At 59.1% G+C, this 21,853-nt stretch carries 20 protein-coding genes and 3 pseudogenes; 10 read left to right on the top strand and 13 right to left on the bottom strand.

The features are described 5' to 3' along the window. The first annotated feature begins 24 nt into the window (after window positions 1–24). Window positions 25–411, top strand: a complete 387-nt coding sequence (locus AC25BC_RS32050; protein ID WP_003554782.1) for a response regulator — start codon at window positions 25–27, stop codon at window positions 409–411. A gap of 40 nt (window positions 412–451) precedes the next feature. On the opposite strand, the gene AC25BC_RS32055 is transcribed toward AC25BC_RS32050, so the two are convergent. After that, window positions 452–670: a response regulator gene (locus AC25BC_RS32055; RefSeq protein ID WP_003554781.1), complete on the bottom strand. Its 219-nt coding sequence runs from the start codon at window positions 668–670 to the stop codon at window positions 452–454. Between the two features lie 323 nt (window positions 671–993). Beyond that, entirely contained in the window at window positions 994–1,179 is a 186-nt protein-coding gene (locus tag AC25BC_RS32060; RefSeq protein WP_003554779.1) for a hypothetical protein, read from the bottom strand. Window positions 1,180–2,171: 992 nt separating this feature from the next. On the opposite strand from AC25BC_RS32060, the gene AC25BC_RS32065 reads away from it, so the two are divergent. Further along, window positions 2,172–2,720: a response regulator gene (locus tag AC25BC_RS32065; protein ID WP_003554775.1), complete on the top strand. Its 549-nt coding sequence runs from the start codon at window positions 2,172–2,174 to the stop codon at window positions 2,718–2,720. A 510-nt stretch (window positions 2,721–3,230) separates the two neighbouring features. On the opposite strand, the gene AC25BC_RS32070 is transcribed toward AC25BC_RS32065, so the two are convergent. From AC25BC_RS32070 to AC25BC_RS32080, 3 genes are all read right to left on the bottom strand, one after another. Next, complete coding sequence (locus tag AC25BC_RS32070; RefSeq protein ID WP_128440373.1) at window positions 3,231–3,509, bottom strand: hypothetical protein; 279 nt, start codon at window positions 3,507–3,509, stop codon at window positions 3,231–3,233. A 9-nt stretch (window positions 3,510–3,518) separates the two neighbouring features. Further along, window positions 3,519–3,818 carry a DUF982 domain-containing protein gene (locus AC25BC_RS32075; RefSeq protein ID WP_017997555.1) on the bottom strand — a complete coding sequence of 100 codons (300 nt, stop codon included), beginning with the start codon at window positions 3,816–3,818 and terminating at the stop codon, window positions 3,519–3,521. A gap of 69 nt (window positions 3,819–3,887) precedes the next feature. Further along, window positions 3,888–4,361, bottom strand: a complete 474-nt coding sequence (locus AC25BC_RS32080) for an Hsp20 family protein (protein ID WP_128440372.1) — start codon at window positions 4,359–4,361, stop codon at window positions 3,888–3,890. A 684-nt stretch (window positions 4,362–5,045) separates the two neighbouring features. Here AC25BC_RS32080 and AC25BC_RS32085 point away from each other — a divergent pair. The 6 genes and pseudogenes from AC25BC_RS32085 to AC25BC_RS32110 all read left to right on the top strand — a co-directional run. Next, window positions 5,046–5,203: pseudogene (locus AC25BC_RS32085) on the top strand (LysR family transcriptional regulator); the annotation flags it as partial. Between the two features lie 191 nt (window positions 5,204–5,394). Further along, entirely contained in the window at window positions 5,395–5,703 is a 309-nt protein-coding gene (locus tag AC25BC_RS32090; RefSeq protein WP_003554767.1) for a hypothetical protein, read from the top strand. Window positions 5,704–5,726: 23 nt separating this feature from the next. Further along, entirely contained in the window at window positions 5,727–8,375 is a 2,649-nt protein-coding gene (ligD, locus tag AC25BC_RS32095; protein WP_017997552.1) for a DNA ligase D, read from the top strand. Window positions 8,376–8,559: 184 nt separating this feature from the next. Beyond that, window positions 8,560–8,973: pseudogene (locus tag AC25BC_RS32100) on the top strand (hypothetical protein); the annotation flags it as partial. Continuing rightward, a pseudogene (locus tag AC25BC_RS32105) lies at window positions 8,973–9,598 on the top strand (ATP-dependent DNA ligase); the annotation flags it as partial. The pseudogenes AC25BC_RS32100 and AC25BC_RS32105, both read left to right, overlap by 1 nt. An 83-nt stretch (window positions 9,599–9,681) precedes the next feature. After that, a complete protein-coding gene (locus AC25BC_RS32110) occupies window positions 9,682–9,993 on the top strand; it encodes a DUF6894 family protein (protein ID WP_003554763.1) in 312 nt (103 codons plus the stop codon). A 281-nt stretch (window positions 9,994–10,274) separates the two neighbouring features. Here the strand turns inward: AC25BC_RS32110 and AC25BC_RS32115 are convergent, their stop codons facing one another. From AC25BC_RS32115 to AC25BC_RS32135, 5 genes are all read right to left on the bottom strand, one after another. Next, a complete protein-coding gene (locus AC25BC_RS32115) occupies window positions 10,275–11,429 on the bottom strand; it encodes an MFS transporter (RefSeq protein ID WP_128440371.1) in 1,155 nt (384 codons plus the stop codon). 106 nt (window positions 11,430–11,535) lie between these two features. Beyond that, window positions 11,536–12,147: a response regulator gene (locus AC25BC_RS32120; RefSeq protein WP_017997550.1), complete on the bottom strand. Its 612-nt coding sequence runs from the start codon at window positions 12,145–12,147 to the stop codon at window positions 11,536–11,538. A gap of 151 nt (window positions 12,148–12,298) precedes the next feature. Next, the gene (locus AC25BC_RS32125) at window positions 12,299–13,471 is read right to left on the bottom strand and encodes a glycosyltransferase family 2 protein (RefSeq protein WP_487778582.1); all 1,173 of its coding nucleotides are present in this window, start codon (window positions 13,469–13,471) and stop codon (window positions 12,299–12,301) included. A gap of 350 nt (window positions 13,472–13,821) precedes the next feature. Then, window positions 13,822–16,506 (bottom strand): EAL domain-containing protein, encoded by a 2,685-nt coding sequence (locus tag AC25BC_RS32130; RefSeq protein WP_432431583.1) that lies wholly within the window; start codon window positions 16,504–16,506, stop codon window positions 13,822–13,824. An 80-nt stretch (window positions 16,507–16,586) separates the two neighbouring features. Then, window positions 16,587–17,618 carry a FecR family protein gene (locus tag AC25BC_RS32135; protein WP_128439395.1) on the bottom strand — a complete coding sequence of 344 codons (1,032 nt, stop codon included), beginning with the start codon at window positions 17,616–17,618 and terminating at the stop codon, window positions 16,587–16,589. 1,318 nt (window positions 17,619–18,936) lie between these two features. On the opposite strand from AC25BC_RS32135, the gene AC25BC_RS32140 reads away from it, so the two are divergent. Further along, the gene (locus AC25BC_RS32140; RefSeq protein WP_003554756.1) at window positions 18,937–19,182 is read left to right on the top strand and encodes a DUF982 domain-containing protein; all 246 of its coding nucleotides are present in this window, start codon (window positions 18,937–18,939) and stop codon (window positions 19,180–19,182) included. Between the two features lie 431 nt (window positions 19,183–19,613). Here the strand turns inward: AC25BC_RS32140 and AC25BC_RS32145 are convergent, their stop codons facing one another. Both AC25BC_RS32145 and AC25BC_RS32150 read right to left on the bottom strand, forming a co-directional pair. Beyond that, complete coding sequence (locus AC25BC_RS32145) at window positions 19,614–19,859, bottom strand: DUF2188 domain-containing protein (RefSeq protein WP_003554754.1); 246 nt, start codon at window positions 19,857–19,859, stop codon at window positions 19,614–19,616. A gap of 807 nt (window positions 19,860–20,666) precedes the next feature. Beyond that, window positions 20,667–20,894, bottom strand: a complete 228-nt coding sequence (locus AC25BC_RS32150) for a hypothetical protein (protein WP_003554751.1) — start codon at window positions 20,892–20,894, stop codon at window positions 20,667–20,669. An 80-nt stretch (window positions 20,895–20,974) separates the two neighbouring features. Between AC25BC_RS32150 and AC25BC_RS32155 the strand changes: the two genes are divergently transcribed. Then, window positions 20,975–21,241, top strand: a complete 267-nt coding sequence (locus AC25BC_RS32155; RefSeq protein ID WP_245459832.1) for a nucleotidyl cyclase domain-containing protein — start codon at window positions 20,975–20,977, stop codon at window positions 21,239–21,241. Window positions 21,242–21,486: 245 nt separating this feature from the next. On the opposite strand, the gene AC25BC_RS32160 is transcribed toward AC25BC_RS32155, so the two are convergent. Then, a complete protein-coding gene (locus AC25BC_RS32160; RefSeq protein ID WP_245459833.1) occupies window positions 21,487–21,660 on the bottom strand; it encodes a hypothetical protein in 174 nt (57 codons plus the stop codon). Window positions 21,661–21,853 lie beyond the last annotated feature (193 nt).

Consider the following 21,853-nt stretch of genomic DNA (forward strand, 5'->3'; position numbering starts at 1 on the left):
TCACATATAGTAGGGATCGAACTTATGGCCGTTATTCTCGTCGTCGAAGACGAGCCGTTAATCCGCTTTCTCTTGTCGGATGAACTCGTGGATGCTGGACATACCGTCATCGAAGCCGCCAGCGCTTTGGAAGCCATCGCGGTGCTGGGCAGATGCGATCATTTGGACGTAATGATTACCGATGTCGACATGCCGGGCGGATTGAGTGGAATTGACCTGATGAAGCTAGTGAGATCCACTCGACCCGAGACGAGCGTATGGGTCGCGTCGGGCCGCGATGTCCGCTCGCAGATCGACCCCGGCGTTTTCTTCTTGCCCAAGCCATACGACTACCGCGAACTGGTCTATATTGTTTCCGAACGCGCTCACGTAAGGCAAGTGCTCGCGACCGACCAGCAGCGATCCGGTTGAAAGATTTCGAGAGAGCTCTTCCCGCCGCGCTAGGTACCGCCTACATCTTTCGAAACTGTGCCAGAGCCATCGCCAGGCCGGCTTCGTCGTAGGGTTTACCGAGAAGTACAGCGTCAGAGATCAGCTGGTGGCCATCGATCTGCGGAATGCCGATCATCCCCGATGAGAACACAATCCCCAGCTCTGGTTGTCGGCGCCGACACGCTACAGCGAGATCGGCGCCGGACATACCGGGCAGTCCATGGTCCGTGATCAGCACATCGAGGTCTTCCTGCCGGATCGATCCTCAGCGCGTTTGTCGGCGGACAGCTCCACGGCCTCGTCCCGATGTCGTCATGCTACAAGTCTTGCGGCGATCCTGGTGATTTCCGCGATCAAGGTATGGCGGCACGCGTGAGCTGCCTATTGACCACGAGGGTCGTCTTCCGCAACTGCATGAGCTTCAGCCTGCGACGACCAAACCTCGCATCCTGTTCTTCCGACCGTTGCCTAGCAGCGTATCCCTCTATCGTAACGGTGGGCCAGGGAAGCGGCGGCTTGATTAATGCCACTTCACTTACCCGTGATTGCGCTGTTCGTCGCTCAACTGGTTGTACTTTTTCCAAACTTCTTCGACTTCACGCGAACACCAGGCTTGCCGATCGGCATCATTTTTTCCTTCTCGTCGGGAGCCGGCGCCATGCCCTGCTGTTGACTAGACTCCTTGATGGGGGGTTCGAGGCCTGGATGTTGGTCTGGAGTATCTGTTACCTTGGTCTTGTCTGCCATGTCGCTGCTCCTCGCAGGCTCGAAACGGGGTGCGCGGCGGGCTCCTGGCGAGCGGCTGCCGCATTTAAATCGGCGGCTTTCGGCGGGGGCAGTTCGGCCTGTAGTTGATCGATGCGCTTGAACATGATTGGGCTCCTCGTTGATGGTTGCATCCTGCAAACCTCGACCGTGACGTGTTGTTCCCAAAAATCGGAACGAGGCGTACGGTCTCAAGACTGGCTAATGAAACGGCCTTCCTAGATCGACCTTGGTTGCCCCTGCCGTCCTCGGCACCAAAAGGGGTGAGCAAATCTTTCTCAGTAAAGATAGTGCCAGCCGTCGCTATTAGCGATGTCTGGCGTCCGGATGCCCTGCCAGACCTCGTTCGCGATGGCGCCAACTGACAACTTCGAGGCCGAATAGAATTTTATCAGACTATTGTCGCCAAAATCGACGATGGCCGCCACCACAGATGGCCTGGCAACGCGGTGACGCCCCCGAGGCTCGCTTCGATGTGATAACCGTCCATTTCCGCCAAGCCGTCGCCCCTGCGACCTATGAACTGAAAGCAAACCTTTCTGCGCGTCAGGTATTCGACCGAGAAATGAAACGTGTCACCGTCGGCTGGGTTCGTAAGCAAATGCCAGTTCGGCAAGGATTTCGTGGAAGACAATCGGGCGTTTGCCATTTCGTGCAAACCAGCCGAGCCATCGATTGTTCCCGCACGATGCGGCTTTCCGGCTCGACATGAGGGCCAACCAACACGTGCGACGACAAGCGGAGCTCGGCCGGACCAAGGACTTGGTACCTCGGATCCGCCGCTCGACGTGCATGCATCCGCTGTCTGGATGCGTGGTCTCGAAATCTGTTCAAGCCCTGATGTCGAAGCAATTTATCGTGCTGTGTGGGAACACCTCCCGTGACGACCATTTTGTACCATTACAGACAAAGCTCTCGCGACCCTCGCCCGAATCTCCAATCGCTCCATTTCAGGCTAAACGAAGGGTTGGCAGATGATCGACAATCGAAACGAATGGATCGCTGCGCGTGCTTATGCGCTATGGGAGCAGGCTGGTCGCCCGTTAGGCCAGGACGAACTGCATTGGGAGCAGGCGGTTCTGGAACGCAACTTGCTTGAACGGACACGTGCCTCGAGCGACGGCGCAGAGGTTTACGCTCGCGTGCCAAGGCGCGCGGATCCGGATCCGGTCGAGGGGAGAAGCGTCCTGATCGTGGAGGACGAGCCACAGCTTCGCTACAACATCGTCGATTTCCTCGACAAGGCCGGATACCGCACCCTCGAGGCGGCCAACGCAGACGAGGCGTTGATCCACTTACGGCACAACGACGTCGATGCGCTGTATACCGATATTAATATGCCGGGAAGCATGGACGGCCTGGGGCTTGTCGCCACCGTCCGCAGTCGGTGGCCGCACATGCGGATCATCGTAACGTCAGGCTTCGTGAATCTCTCGCATCGTGACCTAGAGGCTGGAGTAACGTTTGTATCGAAGCCCACCAGCGGACTTGAATTGCTCAATCTCATGGCCAATTCCGCCTAGGCGTGACCGACAATTGTGCTTGGCCGGTCGAAGCCTGGTCGTCTGCTTGAGACCGGGCCTAGTAACGTCGCAATTTGAACAGGGCATTCACAGCAAACAAAAAGTGAAATTTTCGCCCTTGTTCGAAACTAGCCTGAGTCTGCTGGTCAACCATTCACTACGAGACCAGGCGCAATGCGGAACAAAAGTGTACGACCCATGTATCTGGGACGCAGTTGCCGTGCCTCTTAGCCATCAAGAGCGACCCCGATGAACTTGCTACTTACCGTCTGGCTGAGGCCGATCGCCAGCACCTGCTCGCGCGAGCTGAACGGGTACTGCTGCCAAAAGGGATGGTACTTTTGCAGCCAGACCGTCGGCGGAGTACGTTTATTTTGCATCGACGGGCATAGGCAGGGGCGGCGATGACCTTTATTCCAGCAGAGATGCCGAAGACATACTTCTCGTGGTTGGTAGCCCCCGTCGCTCAACACGCTAGTTCCTTCAAGCGGCCGACTGGCCGGCCATTCTTCAGATGCCATAGCGCCGATCGAGTTCATCGAGGGCGGACCGCACGTCATCGATCGAAACTGGCTCTGGTGTACCGGGCGGCCGACGGAGGGCGGGCTTCGACTCGACCGCGTAAAAATCCGACGCCCAGGCGGCCAGGATCGTGCGCTTATCATCGACCGATAGGGACGGCTCTCTCACCACGTCGACCGGGCGCTTGAGCTGCATGCGCGGAACCAGAACCGCGGGGCCTATCGCCATCGCGTTGCCGATGGCCTGCCGCAGCATGTCGTGCATCATCGGACTACCTCAACGAACGTGTGGATCGCTGTCGCCTGGCAGACGAGACGCGGCGATCATGTTGTTTTCCGGCGCGAGAAGATCGTGTTTCTTCGCGAAGGCGGCAAACAGGCCCCGCGCGGTCTCTGCTTCGATCTCACCGCGCAACGCGGCTCTGCATGCCTTTAGTGCGACCGCGTGCGCCGCGTCTCTCGGTGAACCCGGGCATTCGACGAGATGCCGGTAGGCGTCCATCACACTGCGAACCTCGGCCGGAAAGCCTAAGCCGACAAAAATTGAGACAGGCTGTTTGAACATATCGGGTTTCATCGCTCTCTCCTCCTAACCCGTGTTGACGGGCGCCGTGGTCACGGCGCCCTTGGTCTGCGAACGACGCGGTCAAGCGGCCTTTTGTGCTTCGATCTGCGCGGGAGCAGCGGAATTCGGTGCGGGAGCGTTCAGTATGGAGATTTTCCGCGGCTTCAGTGCCTCTGGAATCTCGCGAACGAGTTCGATCGAAAGAAGACCATTGTTGAGCTCCGCCCTATTCACCCTCACGTGGTCGGCAAGTTCGAACCGATGTTCGAACGGCCGGCCGGCTATGCCGCGATGCAGGTAGCCTTCATGTGCGGCCTCCTGCTTCTTGCCCGTCACGGACAGCAGATTGGATTGGAAGGTGATGTCGAGATCGTTTTGGGTGAAGCCCGCCACCGCGATCGAAATCCGATAGCTGTCATCCCCGCTCTTGATGATGTCATAGGGCGGCCAGTCGTTGATCGAGCGGGCGCGCTGGGCGTTTTCGAGAAGATGAAAGACCCGGTCGAACCCGACGCTCGAACGGTAGAGCGGTGCATAGTCGTAAGATGTTGCCATAGCCATATCCTCCTTGAAGCAACATGGTACCGAAGCGCCGAAAGACGGCGCCTCCAGCAAGGCCAGCCCTTCCTTAGCGGCTGGCGGCATCGATTTGGTTTTTTACAATTTCGGATTCAAGAGCCGCAACAGAAAATTTTTCGCGGGCCTCGTCACCCGGCCTCCGCCTTCCATTGACCTCGGACTTGCTTATGCCGAGAGAAGCCTGCAAATTTTGGACGGAGTACGGATCATCGCCCCGCGCCTCCAGTCGCAAGCGTTCAGGCCTCTGCTCTTGTTCCTGCTCCTGGAGGCTGATCAGTTTGGGTAGTATTACAATGTCCTGGCTTTCATCGCGCGTTCCACTTGCTGTCCTCCGTCCTAGGACCAAGGACAGCAAAGCATGCCATGCCCCTTGTCAAAGACCCGCCGCAAACACCGGGTGTTCTCCGTTCCGCAGTGGTCTAGCCGCGGAAGGCCAAAACTTCGTTATTTTCACCAAGACCAGACCGCCTGGATCTTCCACAAAAGAGATTGATAGCAAATTTCTCGCACTAGGAGTGGCTTTACATCGTCGATGTCATAGGGCACCGCCGGAATCGGGATCGAGGGTCTTGCCGTGGATTTAGAGAGCAGTGTGCGAACAGTAGATCTTATCTCGCTGGTATCATCCTGGGAAGACGGCGCCGGGAAAGAGCTTAAAAACAGCCGCGGAGGCCCGTACTTGCTACGGGGTTTCTGGTCGGGCTTGAGGTCACGTGGCTACCTCACCTGTTGCGTATGGTACGCGAGGAAGCATTACGCTGTCTACTCGGTCGTCCCCGGAACTGGCTCTAGCGTTGATGCGCGGAAAACTGGATGTTACCCATGGCGGCTTCAATGAAAAGGCCGCGAACTTGGCGTCTCCTCTAAAGGTTTTAGACCGAAACAAAGAGAGAACATTGCATTTTTCGCCCCGATATCAATAATCCGAGTTATCGGGTCCTAGATGCGGTGAAACTACTGGCGAGCCGAGGCGTTCTGATCCTGTGACAACAACAAGCAGGAGAAAGTAATGGCGGACGACAGCACCACCACGATCCGGGCGATTTTCGAGACACGCGAGGCAGCCGACCGTGCAGTTGAACACCTTGTTCAACAGCACGGCATCTCAAGGCCCGACATCTTCATTCAATCCACCACCGATCGAAATACCGTTGGCTCAGTGCCATCGGGCGGTGATGCTTCCCACGCAGACGGCGCCCGCGATGACGCAGCCCTCGAAGGCGACATCGAGGTTTCGGCGGATATTGCAGCCAGTCAGATCGCCGCCGTCCAACGCAGTCTCGGTGACGCCGGTGCGGTCCATGTATCGCGTCGATAGGTCAGTGATCGGAGCCGGAGTTCATGAGCGACAATCTTTCGAAATACCGCGCCAAGCGCGATTTCAAGAAGACCGGCGAGCCGAGCGGCGAGGCCCAGGTGAAGCCGTCGAACCGCCGGCGGTTTGTGATCCAGAAGCACGACGCTACCCGGTTGCATTATGACCTTCGGCTCGAACTCGACGGCGTCTTTAAATCCTGGGCTGTGACCAAGGGCCCGTCGCTCGACCCGCACGACAAGCGGCTGGCCGTCGAAGTCGAAGACCATCCCTTGGACTACGGGGATTTCGAAGGCACGATCCCGAAAGGCCAGTATGGCGGCGGCACCGTGATGTTGTGGGACCGCGGCTACTGGGAGCTCGAGGGCAACAGGACGCCGGAAGAAGCGCTCGCTAGGGGCGATTTCAAGTTCAAGCTGGAGGGTAAGCGCCTCCATGGCGGTTTCGTTCTGGTGCGCATGCGCAACGACCGCGATGGCGGCAAACGGACCAACTGGCTGCTGATCAAGCATCATGACGATTTCTCGGTCGAGGAGAACGGCGCGGCCATCTTGGAGGAAAACGATACGTCCGTGGCGTCCGCGAGAACGATGGAGGCGATCGCAGCGGGAAAAGGCAGGAAGCCAACGCCATTCATGATGCAGAATGGCGACGTCGAGGCGGATGCGGTGTGGAACAGCAATCACGTTTTCGCGGCCGAGGAGCGCAAAGCGGGCGTGAAGACTGCAAAAAAGCCGTCGGCCGGCAAGCGTGCGAACTCCACCATGCCGGTTTTCGTCCCACCGCAGCTGTGCGAAACCCTGGCGCGCCCGCCATCTGCCGATGGCTGGATTCATGAGATCAAATTCGACGGCTATCGCATCCAGATGCGAGTTGAGGATGGCGAGGCAACCCTCAAAACCCGCAAGGGTCTGGACTGGACGGCCAAATATCCGGCCATCGCCGCCTCAGCGTCCGCTCTTCCCGACGCCATCATTGATGGAGAGATCTGCGCGCTCGACGAAACCGGCGCCCCGGATTTTGCTGCGCTCCAGGCGGCGCTCTCGGAAGGAAAGACCGATAATTTGGTCTACTTTGCATTCGACCTCCTCTTCGTGGGAGGCGAAGATTTGCGCGAGCTGCCGCTCACAGAACGCAAGGAACGCTTGGCGACGTTCTTGTCGGATGCCGGCGAAGATCCGCGTCTACACTTCGTCGAGCATTTCGAAACCGGTGGCGACGCGGTTCTCAGATCCGCCTGTCGTTTGTCGCTGGAGGGGATCGTCTCGAAACAGGCTGACGCACCTTATCAATCGGGCCGCACCGAGACATGGGCCAAGTCGAAATGCCGGGCAGGGCATGAAGTCGTTATCGGCGCCTATGCGAAAACCAATGGCAAGTTCCGATCACTGCTCGTCGGCGTCCATCGCGGCAACCATTTTGTCTATGTCGGCCGGGTCGGCACGGGTTATGGAGCGAAGGTCGTCGACACGCTCTTGCCCAAGCTGCAGGCGATGGAGACATCGGAGTCGCCGTTCACCGGTATCGGTGCGCCGAAGAAGAGCCCTGATATCGTTTGGCTAAAACCAGAACTCGTCGCCGAGATCGAGTTTGCCGGCTGGACGGCCGATGGCCAGGTGCGCCAAGCGGCGTTCAAGGGCTTGCGGGAAGATAAGCCTGCGGCAGAAGTCGAGGCCGAGAAGCCGGCCTCACCAGCCAAAACCGAGGTGCCCGATCCCGAGACTTCGAAACCGGCGCCTGCGCGTTTCCGCAAGGGCGCGAAGGTGGAGGTGATGGGCGTGATGATCTCCAGCCCCGACAAGCCGCTATGGCCGGATGCCGGTGACGGAGAGCCGGTGACTAAGGTCGATCTGGCGCACTACCACGAAGCCGTCGGTTCCTGGTTGATCGACCATATCAAGGGGCGGCCATGCTCAATCATTCGCACACCGGACGGCATTGGCGGAGAGCAGTTCTTCCAGCGCCATGCGATGCCGGGGACATCGAACCTGCTGGAACTGGTCACGGTGTTTGGCGACAAGAAGCCCTACCTACAGATCGACCGCGTCGAGGGTCTTGCGGCAATCGCCCAGATCGGCGGCGTCGAGCTGCATCCGTGGAACTGTGAGCCTAATCAGCCGGAAGTGCCCGGCCGTCTGGTGTTTGACCTCGATCCTGGACCTGATGTCGATTTCTCCACCGTCGTCGCAGCGGCTCGTGAAATCCGCGACCGGCTGGAGGAGCTCGGGCTCGTCAGCTTCTGCAAGACGACGGGCGGCAAAGGACTGCACGTGGTGACGCCGCTTGCCGTGCCGAAGAGCAAGAAACTCAGCTGGGACATCGCGAAGGGTTTCGCCCATGATGTTTGCGAACAGATGGCGCGCGACAATCCGAATCTTTACCTGATCAAAATGGCCAAGAATCAGCGTGAGGGGCGCATCTTTCTCGACTACCTGCGCAACGATCGCATGGCGACGGCTGTCGCACCTTTGTCTCCACGAGCGCGGCCCGGCGCCGCCGTGTCGATGCCGTTGACGTGGACGCAGGTAAAGTCTGATCTCGACCCCAAGCGGTTCACGGTTCGCACAGTTCCTGCGCTGCTTGCGAAAAGCGCGGCGTGGCAGGATTATTGCGATGGTCAGCGACCGCTTGAGCAGGCGATCAAGCGCCTCGGAAAATCAAAGCAGGCAGCGTGAGCGTTCGGGGGCCGCATGGCGATCGGACGGGAATTCGAATTCGTGGTGAGGCGCCATGGAAAAGGAACTGAACGATACCGCTCCTGCTGAACCACGTGTTGGCGCGACCACTGACCTGCCCCACGATCGCATCGCCGTGCAGCGCTTTCGCTAGTCTTTCCCGCGCGCTAGTTGGAGCGATAACTTGAAGGCCTGGTTCGTGCCCGGTCGCACCGCAGAAAGGCGCATCGGAGTTGGATTGGCCGAGATGGAAGCGGAGGCCGACACGTTTGCCGACGAGAAGGAAAGGGACGCATTCGCCTTTGATCCTATCGGAAGCCGCTATCTCGAAGCCGCGCCATCGGCCTTTCAAATCCGGACGCCATACTCGCGCGCCGTCGTGAACGAAATTCGTGAAATCCCGTTTGCGCGCTGGGACGCAGATCGCCGGTTATGGACTGTGCCCTACCGATCTTACGACAAACTCCGCCGACGGTGGCAGGCAATCGAGGCGGCAGCCGAACGCAATGAACCCGAGGTTAGGAAAGCGCGCCGCGAGGCAATGAAGGGCACGGAGGAAGAGGAGGCATCGAAGGCGAGACTGAGCGAGCGTCGGCGAGCCTTGCTGAAACCAAGCCGCCGAAGGGCGACGACTGGGTTTATGAGATCAAATTGGATGGCTCGCCTGTCGGTTCATATCGAGCCGACGGGCATTCGCATCCTGACGCGCGGCGGCCATGACTGGACGCATCGTTTCCCGGCGAAACAGGCGGCCATGTGGCTTCCGGCTGGCACTGCAATCCTCGATGGCGAGGGGCTGTTCTCGACGAGGAGGGCCGGTCGTGTTTCAGCCTGCTGCAACAGTCGCTCAGCGGCGGGGGCGCAAGAAGAGCTCGAGCGACGCCATCTTCATGGCCTTCGAACTATTTCGATGCCCATGATCTCAGGAGGTCGGAGCTGGACGCGCCGGCATTAGTCGAGGTTCTCGTGCCGGCCAGCGAGCAGGCGATATCAGCCTTTCCGAGGAGATCGAGGCCGACGGCGATCAGCTGCTGGCAAGCGCCTGCGCGCATGGGCTGGAGGCATCATCGCCAAGCGTAGGAGTGAGCCCTATCGATCCGGCGGCTCGGCGATTGGGTGAAGATCAAATGCGTCCAGGATGAGAGCTTTGTGATCGTCGGCTACGGGCGATCAACCGCCGCGCGCGTGCCGAGATTGGTCGGCTTCTGCTGGCCGCGCGCAAGGCTGTCTAAATATAGCTGCTGCCTAGCAAACCTTTTGTCAATTTTGACGTTGTCGGACGAGAATAAGGTCGACGGAGCAACCTATGACAACATTCTTTTTTTCGATAAAAGATGGCGACGGCGAATTCCACGTCGACAATGGGCTCGAGTTCATCGATTTGGCCGCGGCGCTTGGTTATGCCCACCATGTACTTTCGGAAATGGCGGTGGACGGTATTCCAAACTCGCCCGAGGAAGAAAAGTCAGTCGCGATCGAGGGCCCGGACCGGCAGCCCATGGCGGTGATGTCCATTCGGGTTACACTGGACTTCATCCAGCCATCGGCGCCCGAGGAATGTCGTCTGGCCGCAGCCGACATTGATCGCGGAGAGCGAACACCCAGCTTTGACGGATGACGGAAAGCTGCCGTGTCCTCCTATAAGGAGCCGCGGGCGGCTGATGAGGTGGCGGTTTATAAAAATAGATTAGGTTTAGGACTAGCGGACGTTGCCAGAATGACGCGATGTAGTGCGGAGCATTATCGACATTCTCAACCTTGAGCGCGCCAACGGGCCACTGAACCACCACAGGGTTCAGCAGACTTGGGAAGAGGCACTCATCCAGGCATTTCCATAGGCCACGGCAAGACGGATGGAGCACGGCCAGTGCCGTTACGACAGGCGCGGCGACGATATCATCAACTGCCGCTACCTGGCGGACGACACGCCACGTAGACCACTAGTGCTATGGAAAGCGCCATCGCCGTCGCTCCAAAGACAAGGCGATAAATCGCCGCCGCATCCAGAGGAAGTCCCGCGATGATGCCAAAAACGGACGACGACGCCGAAACTCCGAGAAAAACAAGTGTGTTGAGCGCTCCGAGCCCGATGCCTCTCATTTGATACGGCAGCAATGCCTGCGCCTCGGTCATCGCCACGGGATGAACATTGCCCATCGCGTAAAGCAAGGCCAATCCCGCGGATGCGGCGTAAATGCTGATATCTGGCGAGACCGCGAGAAGAAGGCCACTCAAAAGGCCCACGACGTAGGTTGCGGTCACGATCGTAGGCCCGCGCCATCGCAGAAGCGCGAATGGCAGCGCAAATGAAGTCGCTATGCCGACGACACTGACGGCCGTCAGAACAGCGCCGGTATCGGTGCCGTGGCCGAAGATGTCGGTGAGGTATGGTCCCGCCCAAGCGTTACGAAACGTGCCGCCCAGCGAAAGTGTGAAACAGATCGGTATCAGATAGGCGAGACGAGGCAACCTCCACGGTGCGCCCCCGGTCGTGTGTTGGCTGCTTCTCGCCGGCGGGGCGTGGCGCAACGAAGTCGCGACAGCAAGGGCGCATGCCAACATCATCGCGGACGCGGTCGAGCACGCGACGCGCCAGCCCCATTCGGCCGTAAAGAAGTATAGCGGGGATGCTGAAACCAGCGCGCCGATGGAGCCTACCGAACTCACGGTGGCCGCAATTCGCCCAGCCCGGTCCGGCGAGTGGAGGCGACCGAGATAATAAAGGGCGCCCATGAAGATCGGCGCGCAACCTATGCCGATCGCGATCTGGCCGATGAACGCCGACCAGAAGCTGGATGATGAAGCGAGGAGCGCCGACCCCGCGGCGCCAACGACCATCATCAATGCCATGGGCCAGCGCACCCCCCAGCGGTCGAACGCGATACCCACGGGGATCTGTAGCAATGCGAATGACCCGAAAAACGCGGACGCGAGCCATCCGAATTCAGCGGGCGACAGCGCGAGGTCGTCCGCAACCAGCGGCCCCACCACGCCAAAATAGCTTCGGAAGTACATGCTCGCGAAGAAGGCGGCGCTTAGGGCTGATAGGGACATCCACATCCTTCTGCTGGTTCAACCGGAATAACTCTGCCGGTCGCGGCGGCCAACGCCGCTGCGCTTTACTTGCGACAAGCGAAGCAGGCCAATCTTCAGCGCTCCGCTAGGAGCCCTGGCGCCATCTGATTGCTGCTTCCGTCCGATTGCTGGCGCCAAGCTTGGACAGTATTTCGGTCATGTGATGCTTGATCGTTTTCTCCTGCAGGTTCAGCTGGCGCCCGATATGCTTGTTGGAAAGTCCTTCGGCGACCAATTCTATCACCTCGGTTTCGCGGGCAGTCAGTGAAGCCGGTCTGTCGAAGAGACTTTTTTCAACCTTGGCCCGCATGGTCGGCGAGATGTATCTGGAGCCTCCAGCGACTGTCCGAATGGCCTCTGCAAGTCCGCGTGATCCGATACCCTTGACGACGTATCCCGCCGCCCCTCGTCGTAGCGCTGCAACAAGCGGGTCGACTTCCTCCGAGGCGGTCAGCATCAGGACTTTTGTCTGTGAGCTTCGCACCACGATCTCGGAAATCGCTTCGATCCCTCCTCCGGGCATGGACACATCGAGCAGAACGACGTCAGGCCTTTGGGCCGCCACCAGCATGGTCGCGTCATCGGCACTTGCCCCTTCACCGACAACGACGAAATCCTCGATTTCGGACAGACTGCGGCTCACCCCTTCTCGAAAAAGAGGGTGGTCGTCCACAATCGCTATTGTGATGGCTGTCAAGCTGCACTCTCCATTTCCTCGGTGAAGAAAAACATCCGCCACCTGTCGATTGGCTATCCAACAGACATGGCAAGCAATCAGAAAACGTCCAGAGAGACACTGGAGTGGCGAACGAAGGCTTTTAGTTAGGCCTGTCTGATTTCGCCTCCGGCTACGAAGACCGGGTTTGTGATTTTGCCACCTGGCCGAGCCGGTCCGCCACGGGCTCAAGGGCTGAACTCAGCTCGGCATCCACCTCCGTCAGCTGCATCAGGTGACGTCGAGATTGCGCGGTCTCGTCCGGGCGTTCGACAGACGAAGGGATGATTTGCTGGTCGAATTTCGACCGGTTCACTCGCGGTGGATCTCGACCGTTCGCCGTTGCGGTCACGAGGCGAAGACAATGTTGTCTCAGGCGCAGGCACTTCTCGAGTGCAAGCCGAACCACGAAAGATGGTTCGCTTTTTAAGATCGACCAGATCGTCGCAAGTGAGAGATACGTGTTCCTGGCTTGGCGGAACTCCCAAAATGCGTATTTCTGGGTGGCGTTGATTGCGCTCCGCGTTGCGTATTGGGGGAGTTGAGGGTTTGCCGCCAGCGAACGCCTGATAACTTCCAGTGCGCCTCGGCCCATTGGCAGGTGATTGGACGACATGTTGCCGGGATACTGCCGGTATCCAACCAGCCGTTCGGGGATGACTTCGATTTGATAGCGCGCGGCCAGCTTGAGTTCGAAGTCGAGATCTTCGCAGCCGCCAATTCCTGCAGCTGCATATGAGCTGTCAAATCCGCCAATCTCGAGCGCGACATCCCGACGGACAAGAAGCGCGCTTCCGTTGCCGACATATTTGAAAGTCAGATGCCGGGCGAAGATATATCCTCTGGCGACATCGGGCCGGCAGGAGCGAAGGATCTCGTCGTCACTATTGATGATGTAATGCAGCACATAAACCGCAGCCCACTGTGGGGTTAAGCGATTGAGCGCATTCACCTGCTTTTCGATTTTCGTATGATGCCAGAGATCGTCCGCGTCAAGAAATGCCACAAACCGACCTGCTGCTTCCCGGATGCCGGTGTTCCTTGCTGCGGCAACGCCGCGGTTTGGCGTGGACAGCAGGCGGATCCGAGAATCTGCCAGCGCCACTTGCTCGACCACCCTTGCCGTATCATCGGTAGAGCCGTCATTGACGACGATGATCTCCAGGTTCCGGTAGGTTTGGCGCCCGGCGGATCGAAGTGTGCGTTCGATATAACGGGAAGCATTGAAGGCCGGGATGACCACCGAAACCAGCGGCCCGTTGAAATGACGAACGTCCCTCCGATCCGTGTCTGAAGAGAAAAGCATTTCAGATCCTCATTCGGCCGAACAATGATGCTATTCGTTTCAGACGGAGTTCGTTTGGATTTTCGCCTTGTTCCGACATATCCTCGGAGCGTCACGCAAATCTCACCCGCCATGGTATGGAAGCCCGCAGTTGCGTTGCACTCTAATTTCGTTGCTGGTGTCTCATAATGGACTTTAGTCCGATGTAGCCCATCAGCCATAATCATTGCGTGTACATCCTCCGAGTTAGATATGATTGGAAGGCGACGCAATTCGAATGAGCTGGGAGTACGGAAATCGGGCACATCACCCTGGCGATGCATGAATCTTCCGTCGAACGCGCGTCGCTCCGGCGCGAATCCCGCGCGCCGTCAGACGTTGGCGGAGAGACGCATTTGGACGTTCCAATTGGAAAGCATTTGAAGTGCCTCGTCCGGCCTCCCGAAGAGATAGCCCTGTCCCGTCTCGCATCCGAGCCGATGTAGCGCCTCGGCCTCCAGCTCGGTTTCGACGCCCTCGGCGACAACTACCAAGTTCAAGCCGTGCGCCAAGGAGACGATCGCCCGCACTATTTCGAATATGCTTGGATTGCCGTTCATTCGCCGGACAAAGGACTGATCGATCTTGAGCTTGTCGAGAGGAAGATCGGCAAGATAGTTCATCGATGAATAGCCGGTCCCGAAGTCGTCCAGGGCAATGACGACCTCTCGATCGCGAAGTGCGCGCATCTTGGCGATTGAGGCGCCGCCTTTGTCGAGGAATGCGGATTCCGTCAATTCCAGGCACAAGCGGGAGGCGGGAAGCCCGCTGCAGGATAATGCGTCCCGCACGTCGGCCTCGACGTCGGACCCCTCGAACTGAAGTGCCGAAACGTTGACTGCGACGCTGAGCTCGGCAGGCCAAGCGGCGGCCTCGGTGCAGGCCTCAAACAGAGTCCAGCGGCCGATATCGCAGATCAAGCCAGAGGATTCAGCGATCGGGATGAACTCGGCCGGAGATATCAACCCGAACTCCGGATGGTTCCATCTGATCAAAGCCTCCGCGCCGACGAGGCGCCTGCTTCTGAATTCGATCTGCGGCTGGAACTGCAGGAAGAACTGCCGGTTCTGGAGAGCATCGCGCATGTCCCGCTCCAGCCGGCGCGACCGCGCTTGGCGAACGGCGGTAGAAGGATCGAAGGACGACCATCGTTGCCCAGGGCTGGCCTTGACGGCATCCAGCGCAGATTCAGCGGCGGCCAGACGAGCGCCGGGCGCCGCGTCGCCCGAGCGGGCTACTCCGAGGCGAACCGAGACCGGGACTACCGCGCCGCGGAGCAATATGGGCTCTTCGAACAGCCGCGAAAGACTATCTGCAAAATCCTCGATCCGACGTTCATCGTTTGTGAGGGTGGCGATGCCGAAATGGTCACCGTCCAGTCTTGCCAGCAAATCGTCGGCGAACGCGCTCGCCAGCCTGGCCGCCACAGCTTTCAAAAGCTCGTCCCCGGCGTCGCGGCCAAGAGTGGCGCAAAGCGACGAGAAACGTTTGATATCCAGCACCGAAACGAGGACCTCGCCTTCAATGGCGGCCAGTCGGGACGCGAATTCCCGACGATTGAGCAATCCGGTGAGGTCGTCCCGTTCGGATAGCTTCTTCAACCGGTGCTCATATTCGCGTCGCGCGGTGACGTCTCGCATGATCAGGCAACCGGCGAACCGCGAGCGCGCCGCCGTCGTCTGTTCGGTAGGCGAAATTGTGATGGACACCTCGTAGTGAGCGGCATGCGAACCACCGCTGCCGGTGAAATCGGCAAGAGCCGTGTGTATCCTGTTTGGTTCAGCATCGTGTTCTGAAACCAGCCTTTGCAGAATGTCGATCATGGCGGTGTCGGTGCCATCGAGAAGCAAGGTACCGACATCGACCCGCAGCAAGGCTTTTGCGGATTCGCTCGCCTCGACGATCCTCAGATCGCCGTCGAATGCAACGACGCCGTCCGAACTGTCGGCAATAATCCTTCTCATGAGGCGTCTGGTGTTTCGAGCTTCCCTGTTGGCCACGGCAACAAGCATTTGACCGAGGTCGACGCGTTCGTTCAGAGCCAGTATCCACGCGAGCAGGAGCATCGACCACGGCACCGCTGTCCCCACAAGAAGGCCGTACTGCCGTTGCAGCAGGAATGCGCCGATTTCGCCGACGATGACCGTGGTCAGTCCGGCCGCCGCCATCGTCATAATTCGGGTCGAGCGCCCGCAGATCACAAGGACAATAAGCAAGACCGCAAACAGGAGTTCCAGCGGCGCCTGATCGAATATTCTCAGGAAGCGGTTCTGGAGGAGCGTTTCCGCGGCAAGCACGTGGATGAGCGGGCCGGCGATCGCTCCATATACGGGAACAGGGAAAATGTCTTTCAGCTCGGTCGCAGATGCTCCCACGACAACCGAGCGGTCTGTCATCGCCTCGGCCGGTACGCTTCCATTCAGCACCTCGGACAAGGAGATTGTCGGGACGGTCTCGGGCCTTATCGAGTAGTCGATCAGCAGGGAACCGGAACTGCTGTCGATCCTGCCAATAGCCGATGCAGCGGACTGAGTGCGGTTCCCGTCAAGCTGGCTTCCCAAATCGAAACGGCGGACGACCCCATCCGCATCCATCGCGACATTGGCGAATACGGGCCAGGCATTCTCAAGAAATTGTGGGATCGGCCTCGTCACCGCCGTCTGAGACGATGACGCCGTCTCCTGCTGCCGGAACACCGGCAAAAGCACACCTCCTCCGGCTCTCTTTAGCGCCGCCGCCAGACGGTCGTCCTCGTGCTTGCTGGAGAACGCACTGAAATCGACGTCGAGGAAGATGTCCCTGGCGCCTGACCCAATCAGCTTATCGACTAGGGTCGCATAAATGCTCCGCGGCCACGGCCAGGTCCCAACGGCGTCGAGAGAATGTTTGTCAATTGCAACGAAGATGACGTTGCCGGAAGCTTGGCGAGGAGCCCATTCGAAGCGCTTCGCAAAAAGGCTGTTGTTGAAGGCTTGAAAGATGCCGACGTTGGCAGCGGTGAGCGGCAGCGCCAGCATCGCGGCGATCAGCAGAATACGAGCCGAGATGGTGCTGACGCTACCCGAGACATAGTCTCCGCCCGCTGTGGTGCTTCGACTCACTTGTCCTTGCCTTTGCCGTTTCCGCCGGAATTACCGTTACCATTGCCCCCGCTATTGTTGTTGCCCTTGCCGCTGTTCCCGTTGCCATTGCCACCGGAATTGCCGTTGCCCCCGCTATTGTTGTTGCCCTTGCCGCTATTTCCGTTGCCATTGCCGCCGGAATTGCTGTTGCCGTTGCCCCCGCTGTTATTATCGCTCTTGCCACTGTTTCCGTTCCCGTTTCCACCGGAATTGCCGTTACCATTGCCGCCGCTGTTGCCATTGCTCCCGCTGTTGCCGTTTCCGTTACTGCTGCTGTCAGTGCCCTTGCCGTTCGCACTATTGCCATCGCTGCTGGCACTGGAATTCTTATCCTTGCCAGCAGTCGGAGACTTGTTCTTAGCCTCGGACGCCTCGACTGCACCCGCGATATTCGTGGTGCCGACGGCAGGGACCTTGGCGGCCGACGGTGCAACAGATATGATCTCGGGCTTGGATAGCTGGCCCCTTACCGTCATGCCAGCCTTGCTATCGACCGCTGCGCTCTGGCGCGGCCCTACATTGGATTGCTGGCCGCTTGCGAAGGACGTGACCTGGACTAGGCCGCGATCGACGGAGACGGATGCCTTCGTACGATCTACCGTCACGTGGAAGATCGTTCCTTTCACGACGGCCGCCAGATAGGGCGTCTGCACCGTCGTATGGGGCTGGCTTCGCTTTTCGATCTCAAGGTCCAGCGAACCGACCTGCTGGACGATCTCGGTCTTCCTGGAAAGAAATCCGTTGGTGGTGATGGAGGCCAGCGTATTTGGTTGGAAAGTGATGCTCTCCACGCCTCTGGCAAGCTGCATCCGTCCGCGCGGACCTGTCGAAACCCATGCCCGGTTAGGGACCACGTCTCCTGGGCTCAGGTCCAGCCAGTTCGTTCGGTCGACGGAATATTTCGCTTGATTCGTGGCTTTGACGACCCGCCAGTCGTCGGCGGCCGCGAACGCGGCTGTCGTCAACAATATCAGCGCGGCTATCAGAATTCGATTTATTGCAGGCATGAATGCTTCCCCGACGTTTCGGGTAGTGAAGCACTACCTAATTAAGAATGATTTTAAGACCGAATGCGGATTTTCGTATGAAGCGATTGGTACGAAAGCGTACGAGCCAGGGGATTTGAAAATTGGCTACGACAACGGACGCGCTCATGCTGCCGGCACTTGGACGCACCACGTCGCGCGCTCCAATTGCTCGGGCATCTCACTCGCGGGATCCGCACTCTCGCGCCCCATTCGATCTGCTCCCCGAGCGGAGTTGCCACGCGGTCCACTCGATGTCATGCGCGGCCGATGACGCGACCCCTTCCATGCACGCTCACTAGCCCCGGACTACCTGGGGGCTTTTTTGACAGCCCAGCAAGTTCCGCTCGAGCGTAAGCGGTTCTCTCCACCTGCAACCTAACTTGCGATTTACCGGGCCACGCCGATGGGTGATTGTGGAGTCACTCAACCAACCGTGCGGGTGCCACGGGGGCAACCTCACGCCGCTCGCTGCCGACGATGGGCGAGCCTGCGATGCTCATCCTGGGCGCTGCCAAAATAAACTCCTGTTCTTATTGGCGTCACCCCTCCGCCATACGCCCAGTCCTTGGCATCATCAGACCAAGCGAGTGGTCATCGCACCCGAGCACCTTCCGGCGAAATCGTAGACACCGTCCGATATCAAACTCGATCGGGGGGGCCGGTCTAGGCAAAACATTTTCCATCGATGTGCGAGCTGCACACCACTAAGCGTTCTCCATATGCTGCGATCGGAAACCCTACAACGTTCGACAACTTTGAGACGTCATCAGGGAGGTTCTGACTGGACTTGGCAACATTGCTAGAACCTCCCTGACGTCCTTTCAGCAAGGATCAGGAGAATTTAATGCGGATCGTGCCGAGGGAAAGCCGGACTTAAGTCCGGCTGGCGACGTCAGGACACGCTGCTCATATGTCATGTGAGGCAACGCGAAGGTCCGTGGAGGGGCCGAACAGAAGGGGAAAATGAAGCTCGGCCCCTTCCGCGTCCACGATCGCCACGATCGAAGCAGCGCTTGCAGCAGGGACCGGATGCTGAGCCGTTCTCCCACTCAGTAGGCGGATCCTGAGCTAGGACCAAGGTCGGACCGGCGGTGAGAAATGGTGCCCGAGATGCAGTATGCGGTAAAACTCCCACTGCTCGTCCCTGGAAAGGCGATCACAGTTTGGGGCGGCGCCTTCGAATAACACCGGTTACCGCGCAAAATGCCCAGTTGAACCCATCAGACCAAGGTCCTAGCTCTGGAACGCCGTTCGCGCCGGGGCATTTACCTGTCAGAGTCATGAGCAGGAGGTATCGATGCCGACGGAAATCTGGCAAACGCCTATCGAGATCGCGGTCGGGGGCGGGGATCACTTCAAGAGCGTCAAAAACAGCCGCGAGGCCCTCGCGACCCTCATGACCTGTTGGCCCGAAAAGGGCGGCAAATCTTTCGCCATTGCGAAACGTGCCTGCATGAAGTCGCTCAGCGGAGAAGCGGAGCATGCCGCGGCAGCACGTGCCTTTCTGGAAGCGGCGATCGAAGTGGGTATTCTTCGCTCTTAGAGACCGCACAACACTTGCGCTCGTGGGCCACCCGCTCGATTTGAATTTGGATCGCCTCGCGAGAGCGCTGAACTGGAGAAGCTTCGTCTTTCGATGCGCGTCACCGCGAGGCGCACCAAATGGTCGAAGCGCGCACACTCTTCGAGCGCATCCGTTCAATTCGACCCCGGTTTGGAAGGCGCGAGACCTGCTCCGAGATCGAGCAGTGCGTCATCCAAGAGAGGAGGCTAGGCTTCCGAGACCCGCTCGCTGAAGTCGGATGAGCCTAATACCCTAGCGGATAGAATCTTTGGCCATCCCATTGGAAAGCCTCTCGACGGAGCTGTCGGGCCTCCGAGCCTTCGGCGACGACTTGCAGGTTCAAGCCGCGCGCCAGGACATAATCGCCCGCACAATCGCGGTCACTGCGAAGCTTCGCCGATCACCGTTCCCTATTCGTCGTCGACGACTTCCGTATCCGGACGGTCGCCGCCATCGGCATGTTCCGTCTGCCACCGACCATCGGCGAGTTGATAGGAGATTTCGGCATCGCGGCCTTCAATATGCTGACGCTGGGCCGCAGATTTGGCGGCGGCGAGCGCGCTATCGTGATCCGGATAGGTCTCCGACCAGACGTCCCCCAAACGGTAGCCGTAGCCGCCGTCATGCTCGCCGACGTGGTAAGTGATAGTGGCCATGCAGTTGTCCTCCTTGGCGTCGATATCAAGTTAGAGCGGAGCGCCAATATTCCAATCGCGGGGTCTCGCGCAATGGGCGGCAACCACCAGTCCGCAGGCTTATGAAGAGAAGTTTGACGACGGCAGGGCGCGGGGTCTGGTCAATCATCACCTGTCTGACGTCGGTACCACTGCGCATAAGCGTCGCGCTCGCCAGGCGCTTCCGCTCCGCTTAAGGCAGGTTCGGATCCGCCTTCCTCCAAAGGCGGCCCCTCACGACGATGTAGCGCGTCCGGCGTCTCCAAGAACGGCTTCTCCTTCGTCAGATACCATCCTCCAGCCTCGACGGGTCAACTATCCCGAGCCTAGACAAGTACGGCCGCTCGTGGGTCCACGCGCCTGGGGTATTCGGCGACCGGCTGACGGTCGTAGACAACAGATGCTCCGCCGTCGATCATATACAGGTTCAGCATCGACGTCGTACCGCGGGAGCGGCGGGCCTGGAGATGCGAAAACAGGTTCCGAGCGTGCGCTAAAGCCGGGCGAACCCATCGCGGGCATGATCGGGAGGCGGCCGGCTCGACGGGAACGACACGACGGACTGTCTTCTGGAAGAGCAGGTCGTCCGTCCTCGCCGATGGTTAGCCGAGCGTGGACTTCAGCCGTCGTCGAATTCTCGCAAGTTCCAACGGTTATGGCAGCAAGATTCTCCATCGACTGGACTCCGAACGGGTTGGTCGTCGTGTTCGATATACGAAAGCCCAATTGTCGGTATGAATATGCAAAAAGGGTGATAGCCGTCGGCCTTTGTAAAGCCAGATGAACGGTTCACTCGGCGGCTTGACGGATAGGGTACTCTCCTGGGAACTCCGCGGGAGCGATGATCTCGAATTCCGTCGGCATGGCGTGCTGATCTGTTCCCAGCAGCGCCAACGTCCAGTAGTCCGGATCCTTGCCGAAGACCGTAGAGACCTGAACGACCGTCGTTCGTCCATCGAAGTACTTCGAGGATTTCGCCCAGTAAAACGCACCCGGTACCAAACTTGCTGCAACCATCACGCCTACTCCACTGACTCGTGGACGATATCAGAAATCCCGGAAATGAGAATGCCTCGGAGCGTTCAGGTCATCATCTGGTGGATAAGGATCACCCGTCAACCCGGCCGGCTTCCAATTTCGCATCTTCGCCTGTCGACCTTCCGGCTCAGAGACGGTACGGCTACGAAGGCGTCACCGCTGTGGATCGAGAGCTTGCAGCCATCCTTTCCACCGATGTCGCCGGCTTCAGCCGCCTCAGGGCGCTGGACGAGGAGCGCACGATCCGTGCACTTAATTTGTGCCACGGTCGGAGCGCCGAGTTGGTGCGCGAGCACGGTGGCCGTGTCTTCGGGCAGCACGGGTGACGGCCTTGTCGCGGAGTTCCGAGCGCTGTCCAGGCGGTCCGGTGCGCGATTGGAGTCCAGCGCGGCGTTGTCAGCCTCTCGCAAGACCTCCCGATCGATCGGCGCTTGAAATCTCGCATCGGCGTTAATCTTGGTGACGTGGTTGTGGCGACCATTCGCTAGGCGATGGCGTCAACATCGCGGTGCGCCTGGCCGCCTCGTCAGGTATCTGCATATACGGATCGGCACGCGAACATCTCGACGACTTACGCGTGGTCGAAGGGACGGTTCGCCGGGGAAGGGATCGGCTGCGTATCTGCGTGCGACTGGTCGATGCCGAGATACGGACCCAGCTTTGGCCCGAGCGCTATGATGGCGCGACTGAAGACATCTTCGACTTCCAAGACAGGATCGCGGCGCATCTCGCGGGCGCAATCCATTTCGACTCCGCCTACGACAGCCATCCGGCCATTGCGTGGCGGGCTAGGTCGTGAAGAGCCAGATCATGAAGTCGGTGAGGGGGATTGTCGTCGCAGACATGCCACGTTCCTTCCTTCGAGATTAGAGGCCGCTTGCCACCAAATGGCATGGCGTCGGCACACATGCGCCGACGAGTTGTGACTGCAGCGGATT

The sequence above is a fragment of the Rhizobium sp. WSM409 genome, from assembly GCF_057653825.1.